The sequence below is a fragment of the Kitasatospora griseola genome, assembly GCF_014648555.1.
GTDB classification, from domain to species: domain Bacteria; phylum Actinomycetota; class Actinomycetes; order Streptomycetales; family Streptomycetaceae; genus Kitasatospora; species Kitasatospora griseola.
In genome coordinates this window covers 140,444-161,968 of the sequence record NZ_BMRI01000010.1, presented here as the reverse complement: position 1 = coordinate 161,968, position 21,525 = coordinate 140,444, and the positions used below count along the sequence as shown (strand labels likewise).

Below are 21,525 nucleotides of genomic sequence, written 5' to 3'. Positions count from 1 at the left end.
CCGCCCGTATCCGGAAGTTCGCGGCGTACGCGCGCGGCGAGCCGACGCCGGACGCGCTGCGCCGAGCGGGGTCAGTGCTTCTTGCAGGCCGTGGCTTCGAACTCCGCGACGGGGACGGTGAGCGTGGAGGTGGGCCCGTAGTAGCGGACGTGTCCCGGCGCGAGCTGCTCCAGGTCCTCCGGGGTGAAGTCGACGGAGGTCGACGACCGGGAGTCGTCCCTGGTCCAGCCGCGCAGGTGGTAGGTGGTCCCGGCGTCGAGCGGGCCGGCGGACCTGGCCGTCTCCCAGCCCTCGGCAGGCGCGTCCAACGCCCAGGTGCTCAGCCCGGACCCGAGCGCCGGCTTGGCGGTCCACTCCCCGACCGTCTCCGTGTGGCTGCCCTCACTGGTGTAGAGGCTCGCGCCGTCGATCCGCTGCCCACAGGCCATCAGCACCCCCAACGGCCGCCCGTCCTCGGTCACGGAGATCCCGGCGACGGCACCGCTCGAACCCGCACACCCCGAGACCCCCGCCAGCGCGGCCGTCCCCACGACGACCGACGCGGCTCGCCGGACCAGCTGTCGCACGGTGCCTCCCTCGATGTCCCGCCCGCCCGGGCCGGTGAAATGCAGTGGCAGCCCGGGACCCGTCGGGCGACGGCCGGAGCGCATGGACGGTACCAACACAGCCTCAGGCGGTCGCCGGGGCGGTCCTGTTGAGGACCCGTCCGGACCCTCTGACCTCGGGCCCGGGCCTGGACGGGCCTTCGGCGGGGCGCTCGCCGGGGCGCGCGACGGTGTGTGACCAAACCCTCCGTCGGCTCGGTTGACTGTCGCGAAGCGGGCGTGGTGGGATCTTCGGGCCAAACGGAGGCAAGCAGAGGAAGCCGGTGCGAGTCCGGCGCGGTCCCGCCACTGTGACCGGACACCCCACGCGGGGGTGACCGGAAGTCAGGAGACTCTGGCCCCCGTTCCGTCGATCCAGGGCGCGGACCCTGAGTGAGGACACAACGCCATGCGGGCTGCCCCGTACCTGGTGGGCGCGGTCGCGGGATACCTCGCGGACGCCCGGCTCGGAGACCCCCGACGCGGACACCCCGTCGCCCTGTTCGGCACCGCCGCGGCCCGGCTGGAACGCCGGCTGTGGCGCGACCGTCGTGCCGTCGGCGCGGTGTACACGGGGCTCGCCGTCGGCGGGGTCGCGGGCGGAGCGGCACTCGCCGCGCGGGCCGTCCGTCGTTCGCCGCTCGCCGCGGCGGCGCTCACCGCCGGTGCGACGTTCACGGTCCTCGGCGGGACGTCTCTCACCCGGGAGGCCCGGGCCATCGGGGACTCCCTGGCCGCCGGTGATCTGACCGCCGCCAGGGAGCGGCTGCCGCACCTGTGCGGGCGCGACCCCTCCGGGCTGGACGAGCAGCAGATCGCCCGGGCGGTGGTGGAGTCCGTCGCGGAGAACACCGCGGACGCGGTCGTCAACGCCCTGGTCTGGGGCGGCATCGCGGGCGTCCCCGGGCTGCTGGCCTTCCGGGCCGTCAACACCCTGGACGCGATGGTCGGTCACAAGTCCGAGCGGTACCGGCGCTTCGGCTGGGCCTCGGCCCGGCTCGACGACGTCGCCGGCTGGCCCGGCGCCCGACTCACCGCCCTGCTCACCGTCGCCGCCTCCGACTCCCCCGCCCGCACCTGGCGCGTCTGGCGCCGCGACGGCTCCGCCCACCCCAGCCCGAACGCCGGCCAGGCCGAAGCCGCGTTCGCCGGCGCCCTCGGCGTCCGACTCGGCGGCACCCTCCGCTACGGCGACCGCGTCGAGCACCGCCCGGTCCTGGGCGCCGGCCACCCCCCGGTCACCGCCCGCGACATCGACCGCGCCTGCCGCCTCTCCCGCCGCGTCTCCACCCTGGCCCTCGCTGTCACCACCACCGCCCGACTCGCCGCCCTCACCCTCCGCACCCGGCGGTCCAGGTGACCGCGTCCCCGGACGCAGCCCTTCGCAGTTCCCCGCGCAGCGGGACGCCTGCACGCGCGTGCGCGGTTCGTCCGCTTTCCTCTGTTGCTGTTCTCGTCTCCGAAGGAGGCCGTCGGTGAGTGGTGCGTTGTTGGTGGCCGGGACGACCTCGGATGCCGGGAAGAGTGTGGTGACGGCGGGGATCTGTCGGTGGCTGCGGCGCGAGGGGGTGCGGGTGGCTCCGTTCAAGGCGCAGAACATGTCGCTGAACTCGTTCGTGACGGCCGACGGGGCGGAGATCGGGCGCGCGCAGGCGATGCAGGCGCAGGCGGCGGGGGTGGAGCCGGAGGCGGCGATGAATCCGGTGCTGTTGAAGCCGGGGGCGGACGGCCGGAGTCAGGTGGTGTTGATGGGGCGGGCCGTGGCGGAGGTCGGGGCGCTGGACTACCGGGACCGGAAGCCGGTGCTGCTGGAGCGCTCGCTGGAGTGTCTGGCGGACCTGCGGTCGCGGTTCGACGTGGTGGTGTGCGAGGGCGCGGGTTCTCCGGCGGAGATCAATCTGCGGGACCGGGACATCGCGAACATGGGTCTGGCATCGGCGGCCCGGCTGCCGGTGGTCGTCGTCGGCGACATCGATCGCGGTGGGGTGTTCGCGTCGATGTTCGGGACGCTCGCGCTGCTCTCGGCGGACGACCAGTCGCTCGTCGCGGGCTGGTTCGTGAACAAGTTCCGCGGTGACGCGCGGCTGCTCGCGCCGGGGTTGGAGATGTTGCGGGAGTTGACGGGGCGTCCGGTGCTGGGGACGTTCCCGATGCTTCAGGGGCTGTGGCTGGACGCGGAGGATTCGCTGGACCTGGCGTCGGTGGCGCAGCGTCCGGCGGCGGGCGGGCCGGTGGGGGCGGAGGTGCTGCGGGTCGCGGTGGTGCGGTTCCCGCGGCTGTCGAACTTCACGGACGTGGATGCGCTGGCGCAGGAGCCGGGGGTGCTGGTCCGGTGGGCGACCCGTCCGGAGGAGCTGGCGGACGCGGACCTGGTGGTGCTGCCGGGTACCCGGGCGACCGTCGCGGACCTGGACTGGCTGAGGGGGCAGGGCCTGGCGGAGCCGCTCGCGCAGCGGGTCGCCGCGGGGTTGCCCGTGCTGGGCGTGTGCGGCGGCTACCAGATGCTGGGCCGGGAGATCGTGGACGAGGTCGAGTCGCGGGCCGGCGCGGTGGACGGTCTGGGGCTGTTGCCGACCCGGGTGGTGTTCGGCGCGGAGAAGGTGCTGGCCCGTCCGACGGGCGTGGCGCTCGGTGAGCGGGTGGCGGGTTACGAGATCCACCACGGGGTGGTGTCGGTGGACGGCGGCGAGGCGTTCGTCACCGATGTCGACGGCGCGGCGCTGGACGGCTGCCGGGTCGGGCCGGTGTGGGGGACGACCTGGCACGGGGTGCTGGAGAACGACGCGTTCCGTCGGACGTTCCTGACCGCGGTCGCCGCTGCCGCGGGGCGGGCCTTCGTGCCGGCCCCGGACACCTCGTTCGCGGCGGCGCGCGAGCAACGGCTGGACGCACTGGGCGACCTGGTCGCGGAGCACGCCGACACGGACGCGCTGTGGAAGCTGATCGAGAACGGGGCGCCGGCGGGCCTGCCGTTCGTGCCGCCCGGGGCTCCGGCCCCGGTGCAGATGGAGAGGGCAAAATGAGTGAACTGACCGATGCCCGTTACCCGTTCACGGCCGTCGTGGGGATGGACGACCTGCGGCTGGGCCTGTTGCTGAACGCGGTGTCGCCGGCGGTGGGCGGCGTGCTGGTGCGGGGCGAGAAGGGCACCGCGAAGTCGACGATGGTGCGCGCGCTGGCGGGGCTGCTGCCGTCGATCGCGACCGTGGCCGGCTGCCGGTTCGCGTGCGACCCGCTGTCGCCGGACGCGCAGTGCCCGGACGGGCCGCACGCCGGCGCGGACTCGGCGGAGCGTCCGGCGTTCCTGGTGGAGCTGCCGGTGGGTGTCTCCGAGGACCGGGTGGTCGGTTCGCTGGACCTGGAGCGGGCGCTCGCGGAGGGCGTGAAGGCGTACGAGCCGGGGCTGTTGGCGAAGGCGCACCGGGGCGTGCTGTACATCGACGAGGTGAACCTGCTCCAGGACCACCTGGTGGACCTGCTGCTGGACGCGGCGGCGATGGGGCGTTCGTACGTGGAGCGCGAGGGCGTCTCGGTGCGGCACGCGGCCCGGTTCCTGCTGGTCGGGACGATGAACCCGGAGGAGGGCGAGCTGCGGCCGCAGCTGCTGGACCGGTTCGGCCTGACGGTGGAGATCGCCGCCACCCGGGACGCGGACGAGCGCGCCGAGGTGGTGCGCCGCCGCCTCGCCTACGACGCCGATCCGGCGGGCTTCGCGGCGAGTTGGGCCGCACGGGAGCAGGAGCTCGCCGAACGGATCGGCGCGGCACGGGAGTTGCTGCCGTCCGTCGAGCTCTCCGACCTGGCGCTCCGTCAGATCACGGCGGTGTGCGCGGCGTTCGAGGTGGACGGTCTGCGGGCGGACATCGTGATGGCGCGCACGGCGGTGGCGCTGGCCGCGTGGGCGGGGCGCACCGAGGTGCTGGAGGAGGACGTCCGCAAGGCCGCGCAGCTGGCCCTGCCGCACCGGCGGCGGCGCAACCCGTTCGACGCGCCGGGCCTGGACCAGGAGCAGTTGGACCGGACGCTGGCCGAGCACCAGGAGCCCGGCGACGAGGACCCGGACGGTGACGGCCCGGACGACGGCGGCCCCGGCGACGGCGGCCCGGGGGGCGGCGGTTCGCCCGCCCCGTCCGAGCCCGATGAGCCTGCTGCGACCGGGAGTTCCGAGGACGCCCCGGCCGTGCCGCCGCAGCAGCGGCCCGGCGGCACGAAGGCGTCGTCGCCGGTGGCGGCCGACCGGCCGTACCGGACGCGGCTGTTCAAGGTGGACGGCACCGGCCGGGGTGCGCAGGGACGGCGCTCCCCCGCCGAGACGGACGCCGGGCACACCGTGCGGGCGCGCCGTCCGCAGGGGCGGCTGACCAGGCTGCACCTGAGTGCGACGCTGCGGGCGGCGGCGCCGCACCAGGTGGCGCGCGGGCGGACCGGTCGGGCGCTGGTGCTGCGGCGCGACGACCTGCGCGAACAGGTGCGCCGGGGGCGGGAGTCGAACCTGGTGCTGTTCGTGGTGGACGCCTCGGGGTCGATGGCGGCCCGGCAGCGGATGACGGCCGTCAAGGGCGCGGTGCTGTCCCTGCTGATGGACGCATACCAGCGCCGCGACAAGATCGGCATGGTCACGTTCCGGGGCTCCGGCGCGGAGCTGGCGCTGCCGCCGACCTCCTCGGTGGAGGTGGGCGCGGCCCGGCTGGAGCAGCTGCCGACCGGCGGACGGACGCCGCTGGAGGCGGGCCTGCTGCGGGCGCACGAGGTGCTGCGGGTGGAGCGGCTGCGCGACCCGGACCGGCGGGCGCTGCTGGTGGTGGTGACCGACGGCCGGGCGACCGGGGCGCGCGACGCGCTGGCGCGGTCGCACCGGGCGGCCGGGCTGCTGGCGGCGCAGGGCGTGGCCGCGGTGGTGCTGGACTGCGAGTCCGGCCCCGTCCGGCTGGGCCTGGCACGGGAGTTGGCGGCGCACCTGAACGGCGACGCGGTGAGCCTGGACGAGCTGCGGGCCGACGGGGTGGCCGCGCTGGTGCGGGAGACCCGTTCGACGATGACCTCTGGTTCCATGACACGAAAGGCGGCGTGACCGAATGCCCAAGGGAGTTGCGGAGAACGTCCCGGACGACGGCCTGACCACCCGGCAGCGGCGGACGCTGCCGATCACGGCGGTGCACACCGGTCCGGGCAAGGGGAAGTCCACGGCGGCGTTCGGGATGGCGCTGCGGGCGTGGAACCAGGGCTGGCCGATCGGGGTGTTCCAGTTCGTCAAGTCGGCGAAGTGGAAGGTCGGCGAGGAGAACGCGCTGCGGGTGCTCGGCGAGTCCGGGCAGGGCGGCACGGTCGCGTGGCACAAGATGGGCTCGGGCTGGTCGTGGGTGCAGCGGGACATCGAGTCGTCCGAGGAGGCGGCCCGGGAGGGCTGGGAGCAGGTCAAGCGGGACTTGGCGGCCGAGACGTACCGGTTCTACGTGCTGGACGAGTTCACCTACCCGCTGCACTGGGGGTGGATCGACGTGGCGGAGGTGGTGGAGGTGCTGCGCGAGCGCCCGGGCAGTCAGCATGTGGTGGTGACGGGCCGCAACGCACCCGAGCCGCTGCTCGAACTGGCTGATCTGGTCACCGAGATGACGAAGCTGAAGCATCCGATGGACGCGGGCCGCAAGGGCCAGCGCGGTATTGAGTGGTAGATCGTTGAACGACAGCATTCCTCGGCTGGTGGTGGCCGCCCCGTCCTCCGGCTCGGGCAAGACCACGGTGGCGACCGGTCTGATCGCGGCGTTGGCGGCGCGCGGGTTGAAGGTGTCGCCGCACAAGGTCGGCCCGGACTACATCGACCCCGGCTACCACGCGCTGGCCGCCGGCCGCCCGGGCCGCAACCTGGACGCCTGGATGAGCGGCCCGGACCGGATCGCCCCGCTGTTCGCGCACGGCGCGGCCGGGGCGGACGTGGCGGTGGTCGAGGGCGTGATGGGCCTGTACGACGGGGCCGCGGGGCAGGGCGAGTTGGCATCCACCGCGCAGGTGGCGAAGCTGCTGCGGGCACCGGTGGTGCTGGTGGTGGACGCCTCCTCGCAGTCCCGTTCGGTGGCGGCGCTGGTGCACGGCTTCGCGTCCTGGGACCCGGAGGTGCGCCTGGCCGGGGTGATCCTCAACAAGGTGGCCTCGGACCGGCACGAGACGCTGCTCCGCGAGGCGCTGGAGGAGGGCTCCGGGGTGCCGGTGCTCGGCGCGGTGCGGCGGGCCAAGGCGGTGGACACCCCGTCCCGACACCTGGGCCTGGTGCCGGCCGTGGAACGCTCGGCGGAGGCCCTGCGGGCGGTCCGCGAGATGGGCGACCTGGTCGCCGCCTCGGTCGACCTGGACGCCGTGCTGGCGCTGGCCCGCACCGCACCGCCGCTCTCCGTGGACGCCTGGGACGCGGCGGCGGAGGTCGAGCCGGTCGTCGGCCCGCGGCCGCGGATCGCGCTGGCGGGCGGCGCCGCGTTCTCCTTCTCGTACGCGGAGAACGCCGAACTGCTGGCCGCCGCCGGGGCCGAGGTGGTGCCGTTCGACCCGCTGCACGACGAGCGACTGCCCGAGCGGACGGCGGCGTTGGTGATCGGCGGCGGCTTCCCGGAGGTGTACGTCTCCGAGCTGAGTGCGAACGCGTCGCTGCGGCGCGCGGTCGCCGAACTGGCCGCGAGCGGCGCGCCGGTGGTCGGCGAGTGCGCCGGACTGCTGTACCTGGGACGGGAGTTGGACGGCCTGCCGATGTGCGGGGTGCTGGCCGCGACGGCCCGGATGACGTCCCGGCTGACGCTCGGCTACCGGGAGGCGGTGGCGCTCGCCGACTCCCCGCTCGCGGCGGCCGGATCGCGGGTGCGCGGGCACGAGTTCCACCGCACCGTCACCGACCCGGCGGCCGGCCCGTCCCCCGCCTGGGGCTGGCGCACCCCCACCGGCCCGCACACCGAGGGCCACCTGCACGGCTCGGTGCACGCCTCCTACCTGCACCTGCACTGGACGGGCGCCCCGGCCCTGCCGACCCGCCTGGTCCGGCACGCCGCCGCCTGGGCCGCCTCGCACGACGGGAACTGACGGCGGGAACCGGCGGCGGGAACCGATGGCCGGTCCGGCCGCGCGGGCCGAGATGCTCGCGCGGCCGGCGGACGGTTCAGACCGCCTTGCTGTTGCCGCCCTGGTGCTTGGCCGGTTCCTCCTGCTGGGTCGCCAGGCCCAGCGCACGACGCAGCGAGATGATCTCGTCGTCGCCCAGGTTGTCGTCGGCGAGCCCCAGTTCGGTGCGGAGCGTCGCGTTGTCGGTGGACTGGGCGGCCAACTGGTAGTGGGTGGCGGCGATCCTGGACTTGGCGACCAGCCGGTCGACGGTCGCCTTGTCGGCCGTGGTCCAGCGGTAGTTCGACAGCAGGGTGGCCTGCCGGTTCGCGGCCGCGCTCATGTCCTTGGCCCAGGTCCGGTACGCCTGCGGGTCGTCCTCGATCCCGGTGTCCTCGTCCGGGCCCTTGCCCCAGGCCTTGTCGAACTGGTTAGTGGCGTCCAGCAGTTGGCGCTGGTCGGGGGTCAGGCTGCTGGCGTACTTCCGCAGCATGCCGGTGCGCGAGGACTTGTCCTCGTTGGCCAGGAAGCAGACGATGCGGCGGGCGGCGGGGGCCTTCCAGGCCACCCGGTCGGGGTAGAAGTAGAAGGTCACCACCTTGTCCGGGATCGCCCAGGTGTCCGCCACGTAGGTGTCCACGCGGTCCGCGCAGAGCTTCTCGGCCTCCTCCTTCATCACGTCCTCGCCCGGGTACGCGCCGGTCTGCTCCGTGGCGGGCTGCACCCAGTACGTCTCGCCGAAGTGCGCGGACGTGCAGTCGACCGGCCGGGCATTGCCCGCTGCGGCGCGGTCGAAGCACTGGCCGAGGGACAGCCGGAACGGGGAGTTCGCCGAGAGGCCCGAGTCCGAGGTCGGCGAGACGTGCGAGGGCCGGGAGCCGTCCTCCTCGAAGTCGTCGACGCTGAAGGCGCCGCCGATCACCGTGAGGACGAACAGCGCCATGCCGAGGCTGCCGGCCACGATGCCGGAGATGGCCAGCCCCTTGCCGCGCTCACCGGTCCGCTTGATCTGCCGCAGCGCGCCGATGCCCAGGCCGATGCCGATGAAACCGAAGTAGCAGCAGACGATGCCGACGATCAGCGAGGCGATGGCCAGGTTGTTTGTGTACAGCGAGCGCTGCGGAGCCGGGTACATCATCGGCCCGCCCGGCGCGCCCGGCATTCCGGGCGGCGGGTACCCGCCCGTCCCCCACGGCTGCTGACCACCCGCCGCCGCCCACGGATTGCCCCCGTCGGGCACCGGCCCCGGCGCACCCGGCGGCACGTGAGCCCCCGGCGGCACGTGGCCTCCGGGCGGGGCCGCGGCCCACGGGTTCGCACCCGGCGGCAACGGCGCACCGACCGGCGCCGCACCCGGGACGGGCGGCGGCGCACTGGGCAGCGCCCACGGGTTCGCGGGCGCGGGCGGCTCGGAGGGCGCGGCGGGCGCGGCGGGCGCGGGCGGGACGGGCAGCGCGACGGGAGCGGGCGGGGCGTCCACGGGTGCCGAAGTCTCGGGCTCAGCAGGCTGCTTGGTGAACGAGAGCGCGGCCGGCGCGGCGTCCTCGACGTCCGGTGCAGTCGCGGCGGGAACTGACGGCGCCTCGGTCGGCGAAGGCTCGACCGGCGCGGCCGCCTCTGCATCCGCGACGGCGGTCTCGGGCTCGGGCGCGGCGGGCTGCTTGGCCAACGAGAGCGCGGCCGGCGCAGCGTTCTCGGCGTCCGGCGCGGGCGTGGTCGGCGTCGCGGGCGTGGCGGGCGTCGCAGGCGTGATGGGCGTGGTCGGGGAGTCGTTCCGGGCGGCGTCGGGGCCGGCCTCCCCGGAGCGCTCCTGGTCGAACGACATGGGTTTCCCCCCTGGGCGTGGAACTGTTCGACGGCTGCGCGAATATAGCGGACCGGTCCGTCGGTCTCCCAACGAGTTCGGTGTCCGGGCCCGGGCAGCGCCCGGAAGTCCATTGCATGCAATGCATGCAGCGCACTACGCTGCCGCTGTGCAGACCGAGAGCACCCGCCGCAGCCTGCGGGCCCTGATCCTCGACGGCCGCTACCCACCGGGGGCGCGGCTGGGCGAGGTGGAGGTCGCGGAGGCCCTCGGGGTGAGCCGCACCCCGGTGCGGGAGGCGTTCCGGGCGCTGGCGGCGGACGGCCTGCTGGCCGCCGCCGGGCGCGGTGTCCGGGTGGTGGAGCTGTCGGCGGACGAGCTGACGCACGTCTACCGGGTGCGGGCCGCGCTGGAGGCGCTGACCGCCGAGCTGGCCGCCGAACGGCAGCGCGCGGGGCGGCTGGCCCCGGCCGAGCTGACCGACCTGGCGGAGCTCGCCGACCGCACCCACCGGGCCACCGTGGAGCGCGAGTTGACGGAGGCGGTGGGGCTCAACCGGCAGTTCCACCGGCGGGTCGCGGAGCTGGCCGGCAACCCCGTCGCCCTGCACTCGCTGGAGCGGCTCTGGGACCAGATCCAGGTCTCCACCCGCCGTTCCCTGCACGCACCCGACCGCACCGCCCTGGTGGACGACCAGCACCGTGAGCTGCTGGCCGCCGTGACCGCCGGGGATCCGGCCGCTGCCGGGGCGGCCGCCCGGCGGCACGTCCTGGACACCTGCGCCGCCGCCCGGCCGCCCGAGAAGGAGTGACCCGATGGCCCTGTCCCACCACTACGCGGTCCGTGTCGACTGGACCGGCAACCTCGGTACCGGTACCGACACCTACCGCTCGTACTCCCGCGACCACGACGTCTCCTCGGACGGGGTGCCGACCCTGCTCGGCAGCGCCGACCCGACGTTCCGCGGCGACCGCTCACGGTGGAACCCGGAGCAGTTCCTGCTGGCCGCGCTCGCCCAGTGCCACATGCTGTCGTTCCTGTCGCACTGCGCGCGCAGCGGCGTGGTGGTGCTGTCCTACACCGACGAGGCGGAGGCCACCATGGAGACCTCGGGCGGCGGCGGCCGGTTCACCTCGGCGATGCTCCGGCCCCGGGTGGTGATCGCCGAGGAGTCGATGCTCGAAAAGGCGATCGCGCTGCACGGCCCGGCGAGCCAGGACTGCTTCATCGCCTCCTCGGTGAACTTCCCGGTCCACCACGAGCCCGTGGTGACGGCGCGGGCCACCGGTTCCTGACCGGTCGTCAACTTCCTTGGTGTGGCTGGCTCCAGTATGCGCATGGGGGCTGGCTCCAGGGAAAAGACGGTGGCCTGCGGGATCGATCCGGGCGGCGCGACGGCGAAGACTCACTGCCATGCGAATCACCCGACGAGGCGCCGCCCTGGCCGCCACCACCACCGTTCTGCTCGGCCTGACGGCACCGCTCGCCGCCGGAGCGTCCGCCCCCGACCGCCCCGCCTGGGGCGCGTGCGCGGGCGGCGCGCCGGACGGGCGGCAGCAGTGCGCCGAGCTCACCGTCCCGATCGACTACGCGCAGCCCGCCGGGCCGACCCTCCGGCTCGCCGTCTCCCGGATCCCCGCCGCCCGGCCCGATCAGCGGCGCGGGGCGCTGGTGCTGATCCCCGGCGGGCCGGGCGGCTCCGGCCTGAACGGGCCGAGCAACGCCGCGAAGCGCCTGCCCCAATCGGTGCTGGACAGGTACGACCTGATCGGCTTCGACCCACGCGGCGTCGGGCGTTCCAGTCCGGTCTCCTGCGGGCTCGACTACGCCGACCTGGCGCCCGGCAAGCTGCTGCCCTGGCCCGCGCCCGACGGGCACGGCGGCGATGCCAACCTGACCACCGGCCAACGCGTCGCCGACCGCTGCGCGGCCAACGGCGGCCCGGTGCTGCGCAGCATCACCACCCGGAACGAGGCGCGGGACATCGACCGGATCCGGCAGTCCCTCGGCGAGCGCCGGATCTCCACCTGGGGCGTCTCCTACGGCACCTACGCGGGCGCCGCGTACGCCACGATGTTCCCCGACCGCACCGACCGGATCCTGCTGGACAGCAACGACAATCCGGATCCGGTCCTGGCCGAGCGCAGTTGGCTGGCCGCCTTCGCCACCGGCGCGGAGGACCGCTTCCCGGATTTCGCGGCCTGGGCGTCCTCCCCCGAGGCCGGCGAGTTCCGGATCGCCGACACCCCCGAGCAGGTCCGCACCGCCTACCTGACGGCCGCCCAGCAGTTGGACGCGGCCCCGCTGCCCTGGCCCGGCCACAACCCGGGCGTACTGGACGGCAACGGCGTGCGCGGCACGCTGCTGAACAGCCTGTACGCGGACGCCAAGTTCCCCGCCGCGGCCGCTCTGATCCAGGCCGCCCAGGGCCACCGCGCACTGCCCGAGCAGGGGCCCGCGCCGGACGTGGCGGAGCTTGCGCAGATGCAGGCTTCCACGGCGGTCACGGTCGCCACCCTGTGCAACGACGTCAGCTGGCCGCGCGACCTCGGCTCCTACGCCACGGCGGTGGCCGCCGACCGGGTCGCGCACCCGCTCACGGCCGGCATGCCGGTGAACGCCACGGCCTGCGCGTTCTGGCACTGGCAGCCCGCCGAGCCGCCGGTGCGGGTCACCTCCGACGGGCCGTCCAACGTGCTGCTGGTGCAGAACCTGCGAGACCCGGCCACGCCCTACACGGGGGCGCTCAAGCTCCGCGCGGCGTTCGGCGACCGGGCCCGGATGGTCGCGGTCGACTCCGGTGGCCACGGCTCCTACCTGTCCCACGGAAACGCCTGCGGCGACGCGCTGGTGTCGGAGTTCCTGGCCACCGGCCGCCGCCCGGCCCGGGACGCGTTCTGCCCGAAGGCCGGGTGAGGCCGGTGCGCGGCCCGATCAGCACCCGTCCGTCCGGGGTTCGTCCGGCCGGTGGCGGTGCGTCGGGCCGCGCCCGGTCGTCAGCCCAGGTCGCGGCGGCGCAGCCCGGCCAGGCCCGCCAGGGCGGCGAGTGCGGCCAGCGCGGTGGTCCACAGCAGCGGCGCGGCGGTGAAGGCGCCGCCGGGCAGGTGCGGCAGGTGGGTGAACGGGGACAGGTCCAGTACCCACTGCGGCAGTTGCAGGATCGGTCCGAGCCAGGCGACCAGCACGAACATGCCGTACCCGGCCCAGCCGGCCGCCGTCCAGCGCGGCAGCAGGCCGTACACGGCCAGCGCCACGGCGGCGGTCAGCCACACCGCGGGCAGCTGGACGAGCGTCCCGCCGAGCATCCGGCCGACGGCGTCGCCCGTCCCGCCGCCGAGTGCGGCGCCCTGCGCCAGCCCGGCGGTGGCGCCGGCGACGGCCAGCAGCACGGCGGTGCCGAGCAGCGGGAACAGCAGGTGTCCGCCCGCCCAGCGCAGCCGGGAGACGGCGCCCGCCAGCACGGGTTCGGCCCGGCCGGAGCTCTCCTCGGCGCGCAGTCGCAGCACGGACTGCACGGCGTACACGGCGGCGATCATCCCGAACACCCCGGCGATGGTGGACAGGTAGGCGTTCAGCACGCCCTGCTGTCCGCCGAGCCGGGCCATCAGGTCGGCCATCTGCCGGTTGTCTCCGACCAGGTCGACCACGCCCTTGGCGACGCTGCCGAACACCGCGCCGCCCGCGGCGAAGGCCAGCGCCCAGCCGAGCAGGGCGCCGCGCTGCAGGCGGCGGGCCAGCGCGGCGGCGTCCGCCAGGCCGGGTGCGGCGGCGGCCGGGCCGGGGCGCTGCGGGAGCATTCCGGCGCCCAGGTCGCGGTGTTCGACCAGGGCCCGGGCCAGCGCGGTGAGCAGTGCGGCCCCGCCCAGCGGCAGCGCCAGCACCCACCAGCGGTCGCCGGCGAACGGGCGGACCTGCTCGCTCCAGCCGATCGGGGAGAGCCAGCTCGCCCAGCCGGCGCCGCTGCCGGAGTCGCCGACGGCGCGCAGCACGAACGCCAGGCCGATCGCCGCCCCGGCCAGGCCGTTGGCGGCCCGGCCGGTCTCGGCGACCTGCGCGGTGACGGCGGCCAGCGCGGCGAAGAACACTCCGGTGGCGCCGAGCGCCAGCCCGAACGCCAGCGCCCCGGCCAGGGCCTGACCGGCCGCCAGCAGCACGACCGTCACCAGCGCGGCCAGCGCGGCGTTCGCGGTGAGGGCGGTGGCCAGGGCGGCGGTCAGCGGGGCGCGGCGGCCGACGGCGCCGGCGCCGATCAGTTCGAAGCGGCCGTCCTCCTCCTCGGCGCGGGTGTGCCGCACCACCAGCAGGGTGGACATCAGCGCGGCCAGCACCGCCCCGAACACGCCCATCCGCCACGCGGTCAGCCCGCCGATGGTGGAGCCGTCGAAGATCGGGCCGTACAGGGCGCGCAGCGAGCCGTTGCCGTCGATGCCGGCCGCGAAGGTCCGCCGGGAGGCCTCGTCGCCGTACAGCTTGCGGAAGGAGAAGGCGGTGGAGGCGATCATGCCGGTGCCGACGTACACCCACACCGGCAGGGCGATGCGGTCGCGGCGCAGGGCGAGGCGGTAGAGGGCGCCGGTGCCGGTCAGCGCGTAGCCGCTCATCGGACGGCCGCCGTCGACGGGGCGTCGGAGACGTTCTCGTAGTGGCGCAGGAAGAGTTCCTCCAGCGTCGGCGGCCGGCTGGCGAGGCTGCGCACGCCGACGGCGGTGAGTTCGGCGAGCAGGGCGCCGAGCTGCTCGGTGTCGACCTGGCAGCGCAACCGGTTGCCGTCGACCGTCAGGTCGTGGACGTAGTCGGGGCGCGGCGGCGGCCCGGTGAGCACGGCGTCAACCGAGGTGCGGGTGAGGTGGCGCAGGTCGTCGAGGGTGCCGGTCTCCACGGTGCGCCCGGCCCGGATGATCGACACCCGGTCGCAGAGCGCCTCCACCTCGGACAGGATGTGGCTGGACAGCAGCACCGTGGTGCCCCGGTCGCGGGCCTCGGCGACGCACTCGCGGAACACCTCCTCCATCAGCGGGTCCAGGCCGGAGGTCGGCTCGTCCAGGATCAGCAGGTCGGTGTCGCCGGCGAACGCCGCGACCAGCGCGACCTTCTGCCGGTTCCCCTTGGAGTAGGCGCGGCCCTTCTTGGTGGGGTCGAGCTCGAAGCGCTCCAGCAGCGCGGCCCGGCGGGTCGGGTCGAGTCCGCCGCGCAGCCGCCCGAGCAGGTCGATCGCCTCCCCGCCGGAGAGGTTGCGCCACAGCGTCACATCGCCCGGCACGTAGGCGAGTCGGCGGTGCAGCGGCACGGCGTCGCGCCAGGGGTCGCCGCCGAGCAGCGTGGCGGTGCCGGAGTCGGCCCGCAGCAGGCCGAGCAGAACGCGGATGGTGGTGGACTTGCCCGACCCGTTGGGGCCGAGGAACCCGTGTACCTCGCCCTGTTCGACCGTGAGGTCCAGTCCGTCCAGGGCGCGGGTGCGGCCGAAGGTCTTCACCAGGCCGGACACCGAGATGGCGGTCGTCATGAGTTCGACGCTACTCTTGTTTCACAACTTCGTGAAGGCACCGAAAGTCCCGGATCTTCGCGTGGCGGCCGAAGTGTGTGAAGGTGGGCGGACGCCCGGCCGGGCGGGGTGTCGGGGAGGTTCGCATGGTGCGGGTGAGCGAGGTGGGCGGCATGGGCGCGCAGCGCGATCCGGCGGAGGTGTCGGAGTTCGTGGAGCGGTTCGCCACGGTGCTGACGGACGCCGGGTTCCCCCGGATGTCGGCCCGCGTGTTCACCGCCCTGCTGACCGCCGACTCCGGCCGGCTGACCTCCGCCGAGCTGGGCGAGCTGCTCCGGATCTCCCCCGCCGCGGTCTCCGGCGCGGTCCGCTACCTGACCCAGGTCGACCTGGTCAGCCGGGAGCGCGAACCCGGCACCCGCCGCGACCGCTACCGCATCCACGACCACGTCTGGTACGAGGCCACCGCCAACCGGGACCGCACCCTCTCCCGCTTCGAGTCCAGCCTCGCCGAGGGCGTCGAAGCCCTCGGCCCGGACACCCCGGCCGGCCGACGCCTCGCCGAATCGCTGGAGTTCTTCGCCTTCCTGCGGGTCGAGATCCAGCAGATGATGCAGCGCTGGCGCGACCGCCGGAGCTGACCGCCGGGCAGCTACCGTCCGCGCGGGATCCGGCCTCGCTGCCCCCACAGCGGCAGCGTGAGGACCAGCGGGGTCAGCACGAGGACGAGGACCGACGCGACCAGAAGCGGTACGGGTGTTCCGTCGGCTTCACCGAATCGACGGACCGCCAGGCCGACCAGCACTCCGCAGCCGAGCAGGGTGAGCAGCGCGTACGCCACCCCGCGCCCGCTCCGGCCGGCACCGCGCGTCCCGTTCACTGCGTCCCCCTCCGGTCGATCTCGATCGAGGACGCCACCCGGTCCGTGCGCGGACGGTCAGCCGAGGTACGCGGGGGCGACCGCGGAGCGCACCAGCACGGCGGGGGCGCCGGTGCCGTCGGCGGGGACGGTCCACAGGTCGGAGCCGTAGTCGCCGGGCAGCGAGTACAGCAGGGTGCGGCCGTCGGCCCACAGCGCCTGGTCGTCGATGTTGCGCTGCTCGGCGGTCGCGGTCTCCGCCATGGTGGCCAGGTCGAGCACGTACAGCCGCCACGGCGCGGCCGGGTCGGCGCCGGCCACCCGCTTCTTGTAGGCGATCCGGGTGCCGTCCGGCGACAGGGACGGGCATTCGACGTTCTGGTGCAGGGTGGTCAGGGTGCGGGCGGCGAGGTCGCCCTGCACCAGGTAGGTCTGGCCGCCGGTGGCGACCGTCGCGTAGAAGCGGTTGTCGTCGGCGGCGAAGGTGGTGCCCCAGACGTTGAGGTCGGACGCCTGGACGGGGTGGCCGTCCTTCAGCACCTGGAAGGTCTCCAGGTTGTCGTAGAACTGCCAGCTGCGGGTGTCGACGATCGCGGTCCGGGTCGAGAAGTCGGTGCCCGCGTAGGAGTCGCCGCTGACGAACACCGTCCAGCCGACCAGGTGGCCCGACGGGGAGACCCGGGCGCGGGTGGGGATGCCGGGCGCGGGGAAGCGCCTGGTCTCGTGCAGCGAGGCGTCCAGCACGGACGCGTGGTAGGTGTCGTCCAGCGCGCCGTGCTCGGCCTGCAGGCAGATTCCGGTGCCGGCGGCGGCGTGGAAGCGCAGGCACTTCACGCCGGACGCGGTCCGCGGGCCGTCCGGGTGGTCGGCGGGCACCGCGGCCACCTCGTCGCGGTGCGGGCCCCAGGCCAGGTTGCGCAGCAGCAGTTGACGCCCCGTCGGCTGCAGCGTCACCGCCCCCTCGCGCACCGGCGGCCCGCCGGCCTGCTCCTGGTTGCGCCGGTCGGCCCGGTCGGCGGCGTACCGGACGGCGGCCGTCCCGACCCCGGCCAGCAGCAGCACCGCGACCGCTAGCACCACCACCTTGCGCCGCACGGAGGCGCCCTCGACCGGGGGTTCGGGCGTCGCGGAGTCCGGGTCGGCGACAACGGGAGCAGTCATGGGGGGGTGTCCTCCGGGCGGGTTGGCGGGGGAAGGGAGGAGCAGCCGCGCCCTCCGTGGCGGTGCGTCAGTCGGTGGCGGCGGGACGGAGCAGGCGGGTGGCCGCGATCGCGGCGGCGGCGAGGGCGACCGTCGTCGCGGTGAGGGCGGCGCGCGGGCCCCAGAGGGTCCAGGCGGCGCCGAAGGCGAGGGAGCAGGCGAAGCGGGCGAGGGCCTGTCCGGTGCCGACCAGGGCCTGCCCGGCGCCCTGCTGACCGTCGGGGACAGTCGCGGCGGTGGCGGCGGCGAGCACCCCGTCGGTGGCGGCGTAGAAGGTTCCGTGCAGCAGCAGGACCAGCACCGCGGCGCCCGCGCCGCGCAGCGGGGAGAGCACCACCCCGTACGCGCCGAGCAGCACGGCGTGGCCGGCCAGGAACAGGGTGCGGCGGCCGACCTTGTCCGCGATCACGCCGAGCGGGACGGCGAGGGCCAGGAAGACCGCGGCGGTGCCGAGCGGCAGCAGCGGGAACAGGTGGGCGGGCAGGCCGAGTCGGCGCTGCAGCAGCAGGTAGAGGAACGAGTCGCTGACGGTGGTGAGGCCGAGCAGCACTGCGGCCAGGGTGAGTCGGCGCAGCGCGGGGCGGCGCAGCAGCGCGAGCGCGTCCCGCAGGGTGGGGCGCGGCCCCGTCGGCGCCTCGACCGGGGTGGTCCGGGCGGGGACGAACAGCACCAGCAGCAGGACGCCGAGCACGGCCACGCACCCGGAGACGGTGAACACCGCGCTGTAGCCGGCGCGTTCGGCCCGGTCGTCGGCGATCCGCAGCACCGCGAAGGCGAGCAGCGGGCCGAGCAGCGCGCCGGTGGTGTCCATCGCGCGGTGCACGCCGAACGCGCGGCCGCGGTGCTCGGGGGCGGTGGCGAGCGAGATCATCGCGTCCCGGGGTGCGGTACGCAGGCCCTTGCCGGTGCGGTCGATCGCCAGGACGCCGCCGATCAGCGGCACGGTGTGGACCAGCAGCAGCAGCGGTTTGCACAGCGCGGACAGGCCGTAGCCGATCCCGGCGACGACCTTGTGGCCGCGGGCGCCGCGGTCGGCGAGGTGGCCGCCGAGCAGCCGGACCAGCGCGCCGACGCCGTTGTTGATGCCGTCGAGCAGGCCGAAGCCGAGCGGGGACAGGCCGAGCGCGGCGACCACGTACAGCGGCAGGACCGCGCTGACCATCTCGGAGGAGACGTCGGTGACCAGGCTGACCGCGCCGAGCGCGAGCACGGTGCCGGGGACGGCGGCGCGCCGCCCCGGGCGGGTGCCCGGGGCGGCGGCCGCGGCGCGGCCGGTCTTGGTGGAGCGGGCGTCCGCGAGGTACATCCGGCGTCAGTTCCAGATGCCGGTGATGTCGGAGGCGGAGGCGGCGTTGCCCGCGTGGGCGCTCAGGCCGGCCAGGTCCTCCAGGGTGCGCAGCACGTTGTAGTGGTTGTAGGTGGTGGCGCTGGTGGAGCCGGGGATCACGTGCTGCCCGTAGACCACGGTCGGGATGCGGTTGCCGGAGAGGCTGTTGTCCTCGTCGAAGGTGACCACCAGCAGGCTGTTGTGGGTCTGCGCCCAGGTGGCGTACGCGCCGAGGTTGCTCTTGATCCAGGTGTCGCCGGTGGAGACCGAACAGTCGTGCATGTCGCTGCACAGGTTCGGCACCACGAAGGAGACCTTCGGCAGCGTGGTGTAGTCGGTGGGGAACTGGGCGAAGGTGTAGGCGGTGTTGGTCGGCACGTTGGCGAAGCCGAACCACGGGTTGTGCTTCTGCGCGTACTTGCCGCTGGAACACGTGGTGGAGCCCTGGCTGGGCAGGGTCTCGTTGTAGGAGCCCCAGCTCTTTCCGGCGGCGATCAGCTCGGAGGCCAGGTTGGGCGCGGTCATCGAGCCGACCTTGACGCAACTGTCGTCCGTGCGGCCCTGGTTGGAGCCGGAGAACAACATGTAGTAGTTCGGCTCGGACGGGTGGGTCAGGCCGTAGGACTGGGTGAGGTTGGCGCCGCCGGCCACCAGGGTGCCGTTCAGGTACGGGGCGCTGGAGCTGCCGATCACCTGGCTGTAGGCGTGGTTCTCCATCACCACCACGATGACGTGGTCGGGCGCGGGCAGCGCGGCGGCCTGCGCGGTGGAGCCGGTGGCGGCCCACAGGCCGAGCGAGGCGGCGGCGAGCGCGACGGTGCTTCCGATCGCGGTGAGGCGGCGCTTGGTGCGGCGGCTGAGCGGTGCAGCGGTCATGGCGAGGTCCCTCCGGGGCAGGGAACGTGCGGGACAGGGCTGGTGGGGCACGCGCTTGTTGGAGCGCCGGAAACCCTAGGCGCGGGCGGTGGCCGACGAACCTTTTGACAGGTTAAGAACAAGCGAACGCTTGGTCGGCCGACAAGGCCGCCCCGGCGCTTTTCGGCCAGCGGAGCGGCGCGGCTCACACCTGTCCCGATTGACCCGCCTCGGACCGACATGGTGGGATCTTTCCGGCCCGGCGCGCACGACCGGCACGGTGAACGAGGAACGGGAGGGCCGGGCGTGACAGCCGCCTTCGCTTCTCCGCCGCCCGCCCCCCGCGTGGTGCTCGGCCTCGGGCTGCGCCGCGGCGCCCCCGCCGCCGAACTGCTCCGCACCGCCGACGCCGCCCTCGCCGCCTGCGGCCTCGACCGCTCCGCCGTCGCCCTGATCGCCACCCTGGACCGCAAGCTCGCCGAGCCCGGACTGCGCGCCGCCGCACGGGAGTTGAACGTCCCCGCGGTCGGCCACCCGGCCGCCGTGCTGGCCGCCGTCCCGGTGGCCGGCTCCGCCCGGGTGGCCGCGGCGGTCGGCACCCCGAGCGTCGCCGAGGCCGCCGCGCTGGCCTCCGCCGGACCGGGCGGCCGCCTGCTGGCGCCGCGCACCGCCTCGGCCACGGCCACCGCCGCGCTCGCGGAGCGCGCCCCCGCAACCGCCGCCCCGCCCCAGGAGGCCACCAGGTGAACGCCGAGCCCGATCTGCGCCATCACGGCGACGCCGAAGTCCGCTCCGCCGGACTGGTCGACCTCGCGGTGAACGTCCGCACCGGCACCCCGCCGCCGTGGCTGCGCGCGCACCTCGCTGCCACGCTGGACACGCTGGCCGCCTACCCGGACGGCGCCGCGGCCCGTGCCGCCGTCGCCGCACGCCATGGGCGGCCGGTCGCCGAGGTGCTGCTCACCTCCGGCGCGGCCGAGGCGTTCGTGCTGCTCGCCCGGGTGCTGCGGCCGCGCCACGCGGTGGTGGTGCACCCGCAGTTCACCGAACCGGAGGCGGCGCTGCGGGACGCCGGGCACACCGTCCACCGGGTCCTCCTCACGCCGGAGCAGGGCTTCCGCCTGCTGCCCGGGGCCGTTCCGGAGGACGCCGACCTGGTGGTGGTCGGCAACCCCACCAACCCCACCTCCATCCTGCACCCGGCCGCCGCACTGGCCGAACTCGCCCGGCCCGGGCGAACCTTGGTGGTCGACGAGGCGTTCATGGACACCGACCCGGGCGAGACCCAGACCCTCGCCGGGGCCCGCGACCTGCCCGGCCGGGTGGTGGTGCTGCGCAGCCTCACCAAGACCTGGGGCCTGGCCGGCCTGCGGATCGGCTACCTGCTCGCCCCCGCCGACCTGGTCGCCGAACTCGCCGCCGCCCAGCCGCTGTGGCCGGTCTCCACTCCCGCGCTGGCCGCCGCCGAACTCTGCTCCACGCCCGCCGCCCTCGCCGAGGCCGACGACGCCGCCCGCACCACCGCGCTGGACCGCGAGCACCTGCTGAAGGGCCTCGCCGCACTCCCGGACGTCCGGGTGCACGGCGAGCCGGCGGCCTCCTTCGTGCTGATCCGACTCCCGGACGCCGCCGCCGTCCGCGACCGCCTGCGCACCGCCGGGTTCGCCGTCCGCCGCGGCGACACCTTCCCCGGCCTCGGCCCCGACTGGCTGCGGCTGGCCGTCCGCGACCGGGACACCACCGACCGCTTCCTCGACGCCCTGGCGGCCGCGATCCCCGGCTGACGCCGCCGTCAGTGCAGCTCGACCTCGTCCCCGGCCTCCACCGTGCCCGGGGCGAGGATCTGCGCGTACACCCCCAGGCAGGGCAGCGGGTCCATGCCGGGCAGCGGCACGACCCGGTTGAGCCGGGCCGGGCGGCGCAGCGCCTCCGGGTCGGCGGGCAGCTCGCCGTGCGCGAGGGTGGGAACGGCGCAGCGGGGGCTGGCGGCGATCAGGCGCAGCCGCAGGTCCGCGCCGACGGTGAGCTCGCGGCCGACCCAGTCGTTCTCCGCGAACGGCTCCCCGTCCGTCTCCAGGACCAGGTTGGGGCGGTAGCGGGCGGCGGGCGCGCCGGCCAGGGTGGCGGTGGTGACCAGGTGCAGCGGGGCGAAGTCGAAGAAGCTGCCGGGGGCCGCCGCCTTGCCGAAGTCCTGGACGGTGTACTCCACTTCGGCCTCGATGCCGTCGGCCAGCACCTGTTCGGGCACCGAGCGCAGCAGCACGGAGCCGGGCGGCCGTTCGGTGATCAGCCGGACGGGCCGACCGACCAGCGCGCTGATCGCGTCCTCGTCCA

20 protein-coding genes and 1 riboswitch are annotated in these 21,525 nt (G+C 75.0%); of the genes, 11 read left to right on the top strand and 9 right to left on the bottom strand.

The features are described 5' to 3' along the window. Nucleotides 1-71: 71 nt before the first annotated feature. Nucleotides 72-566, bottom strand: coding sequence for a hypothetical protein (locus IEZ12_RS15550; RefSeq protein WP_229847564.1), 495 nt, complete (start codon nucleotides 564-566; stop codon nucleotides 72-74). Nucleotides 567-832: 266 nt separating this feature from the next. Further along, nucleotides 833-962, top strand: a riboswitch (cobalamin riboswitch). Nucleotides 963-993: 31 nt separating this feature from the next. Here IEZ12_RS15550 and IEZ12_RS15545 point away from each other — a divergent pair. From IEZ12_RS15545 to IEZ12_RS15525, 5 genes are all read left to right on the top strand, one after another. Continuing rightward, nucleotides 994-1,944, top strand: a complete 951-nt coding sequence (locus IEZ12_RS15545) for a cobalamin biosynthesis protein (RefSeq protein WP_189272572.1) — start codon at nucleotides 994-996, stop codon at nucleotides 1,942-1,944. A gap of 115 nt (nucleotides 1,945-2,059) precedes the next feature. Beyond that, entirely contained in the window at nucleotides 2,060-3,607 is a 1,548-nt protein-coding gene (locus IEZ12_RS15540) for a cobyric acid synthase (protein WP_189272571.1), read from the top strand. After that, nucleotides 3,604-5,655, top strand: a complete 2,052-nt coding sequence (locus IEZ12_RS15535; protein WP_189272570.1) for a putative cobaltochelatase — start codon at nucleotides 3,604-3,606, stop codon at nucleotides 5,653-5,655. The genes IEZ12_RS15540 and IEZ12_RS15535 overlap by 4 nt, the downstream gene beginning before the upstream one ends. A gap of 4 nt (nucleotides 5,656-5,659) precedes the next feature. Then, a complete protein-coding gene (gene cobO, locus IEZ12_RS15530) occupies nucleotides 5,660-6,256 on the top strand; it encodes a cob(I)yrinic acid a,c-diamide adenosyltransferase (RefSeq protein WP_100589440.1) in 597 nt (198 codons plus the stop codon). A gap of 4 nt (nucleotides 6,257-6,260) precedes the next feature. Further along, nucleotides 6,261-7,646, top strand: a complete 1,386-nt coding sequence (locus tag IEZ12_RS15525; RefSeq protein WP_189272569.1) for a cobyrinic acid a,c-diamide synthase CobB — start codon at nucleotides 6,261-6,263, stop codon at nucleotides 7,644-7,646. A gap of 76 nt (nucleotides 7,647-7,722) precedes the next feature. On the opposite strand, the gene IEZ12_RS40055 is transcribed toward IEZ12_RS15525, so the two are convergent. Continuing rightward, a complete protein-coding gene (locus tag IEZ12_RS40055) occupies nucleotides 7,723-9,489 on the bottom strand; it encodes a DUF4190 domain-containing protein (RefSeq protein ID WP_189272568.1) in 1,767 nt (588 codons plus the stop codon). A 148-nt stretch (nucleotides 9,490-9,637) separates the two neighbouring features. Here IEZ12_RS40055 and IEZ12_RS15515 point away from each other — a divergent pair, with 148 nt between their 5' ends. The 3 genes from IEZ12_RS15515 to IEZ12_RS15505 all read left to right on the top strand — a co-directional run bounded on the left by IEZ12_RS15515 (nucleotide 9,638) and on the right by IEZ12_RS15505 (nucleotide 12,384). Further along, entirely contained in the window at nucleotides 9,638-10,279 is a 642-nt protein-coding gene (locus tag IEZ12_RS15515; RefSeq protein ID WP_043912328.1) for a GntR family transcriptional regulator, read from the top strand. 4 nt (nucleotides 10,280-10,283) lie between these two features. Next, nucleotides 10,284-10,763, top strand: coding sequence for an OsmC family protein (locus IEZ12_RS15510; RefSeq protein WP_189272567.1), 480 nt, complete (start codon nucleotides 10,284-10,286; stop codon nucleotides 10,761-10,763). A gap of 118 nt (nucleotides 10,764-10,881) precedes the next feature. Continuing rightward, the gene (locus IEZ12_RS15505) at nucleotides 10,882-12,384 is read left to right on the top strand and encodes an alpha/beta hydrolase (protein ID WP_189272566.1); all 1,503 of its coding nucleotides are present in this window, start codon (nucleotides 10,882-10,884) and stop codon (nucleotides 12,382-12,384) included. Nucleotides 12,385-12,464: 80 nt separating this feature from the next. On the opposite strand, the gene IEZ12_RS15500 is transcribed toward IEZ12_RS15505, so the two are convergent. Both IEZ12_RS15500 and IEZ12_RS15495 read right to left on the bottom strand, forming a co-directional pair. Continuing rightward, nucleotides 12,465-14,069 carry an ABC transporter permease gene (locus tag IEZ12_RS15500; protein WP_189272565.1) on the bottom strand — a complete coding sequence of 535 codons (1,605 nt, stop codon included), beginning with the start codon at nucleotides 14,067-14,069 and terminating at the stop codon, nucleotides 12,465-12,467. Further along, the gene (locus tag IEZ12_RS15495; protein WP_189272564.1) at nucleotides 14,066-14,971 is read right to left on the bottom strand and encodes an ABC transporter ATP-binding protein; all 906 of its coding nucleotides are present in this window, start codon (nucleotides 14,969-14,971) and stop codon (nucleotides 14,066-14,068) included. Before IEZ12_RS15495 ends, IEZ12_RS15500 begins: the two co-directional genes overlap by 4 nt. A gap of 125 nt (nucleotides 14,972-15,096) precedes the next feature. On the opposite strand from IEZ12_RS15495, the gene IEZ12_RS15490 reads away from it, so the two are divergent. Beyond that, complete coding sequence (locus tag IEZ12_RS15490; RefSeq protein ID WP_189272563.1) at nucleotides 15,097-15,591, top strand: GbsR/MarR family transcriptional regulator; 495 nt, start codon at nucleotides 15,097-15,099, stop codon at nucleotides 15,589-15,591. Between the two features lie 11 nt (nucleotides 15,592-15,602). Here the strand turns inward: IEZ12_RS15490 and IEZ12_RS15485 are convergent, their stop codons facing one another. From IEZ12_RS15485 to IEZ12_RS15470, 4 genes are all read right to left on the bottom strand, one after another. After that, the gene (locus IEZ12_RS15485; protein WP_189272562.1) at nucleotides 15,603-15,830 is read right to left on the bottom strand and encodes a hypothetical protein; all 228 of its coding nucleotides are present in this window, start codon (nucleotides 15,828-15,830) and stop codon (nucleotides 15,603-15,605) included. A gap of 57 nt (nucleotides 15,831-15,887) precedes the next feature. After that, nucleotides 15,888-16,970, bottom strand: coding sequence for a TolB family protein (locus IEZ12_RS15480; protein ID WP_229847563.1), 1,083 nt, complete (start codon nucleotides 16,968-16,970; stop codon nucleotides 15,888-15,890). 67 nt (nucleotides 16,971-17,037) lie between these two features. Further along, a complete protein-coding gene (locus tag IEZ12_RS15475; RefSeq protein WP_189272561.1) occupies nucleotides 17,038-18,315 on the bottom strand; it encodes an MFS transporter in 1,278 nt (425 codons plus the stop codon). Nucleotides 18,316-18,321: 6 nt separating this feature from the next. Beyond that, on the bottom strand, nucleotides 18,322-19,212 hold the full coding sequence (locus IEZ12_RS15470) for an alkaline phosphatase family protein (RefSeq protein ID WP_189272560.1): 891 nt from the start codon (nucleotides 19,210-19,212) through the stop codon (nucleotides 18,322-18,324). Between the two features lie 285 nt (nucleotides 19,213-19,497). On the opposite strand from IEZ12_RS15470, the gene IEZ12_RS15465 reads away from it, so the two are divergent. Both IEZ12_RS15465 and cobC read left to right on the top strand, forming a co-directional pair. Continuing rightward, nucleotides 19,498-19,938: a cobalamin biosynthesis protein gene (locus tag IEZ12_RS15465; RefSeq protein ID WP_229847562.1), complete on the top strand. Its 441-nt coding sequence runs from the start codon at nucleotides 19,498-19,500 to the stop codon at nucleotides 19,936-19,938. Further along, nucleotides 19,935-20,975 carry an Rv2231c family histidinol phosphate aminotransferase CobC gene (cobC, locus tag IEZ12_RS15460; protein WP_189272558.1) on the top strand — a complete coding sequence of 347 codons (1,041 nt, stop codon included), beginning with the start codon at nucleotides 19,935-19,937 and terminating at the stop codon, nucleotides 20,973-20,975. Before IEZ12_RS15465 ends, cobC begins: the two co-directional genes overlap by 4 nt. 8 nt (nucleotides 20,976-20,983) lie before the next feature. Here cobC and IEZ12_RS15455 read toward each other — a convergent pair. Further along, on the bottom strand, nucleotides 20,984-21,525 hold a 542-nt coding region (locus IEZ12_RS15455), incomplete at its 5' end, for an MOSC domain-containing protein (RefSeq protein ID WP_229847561.1).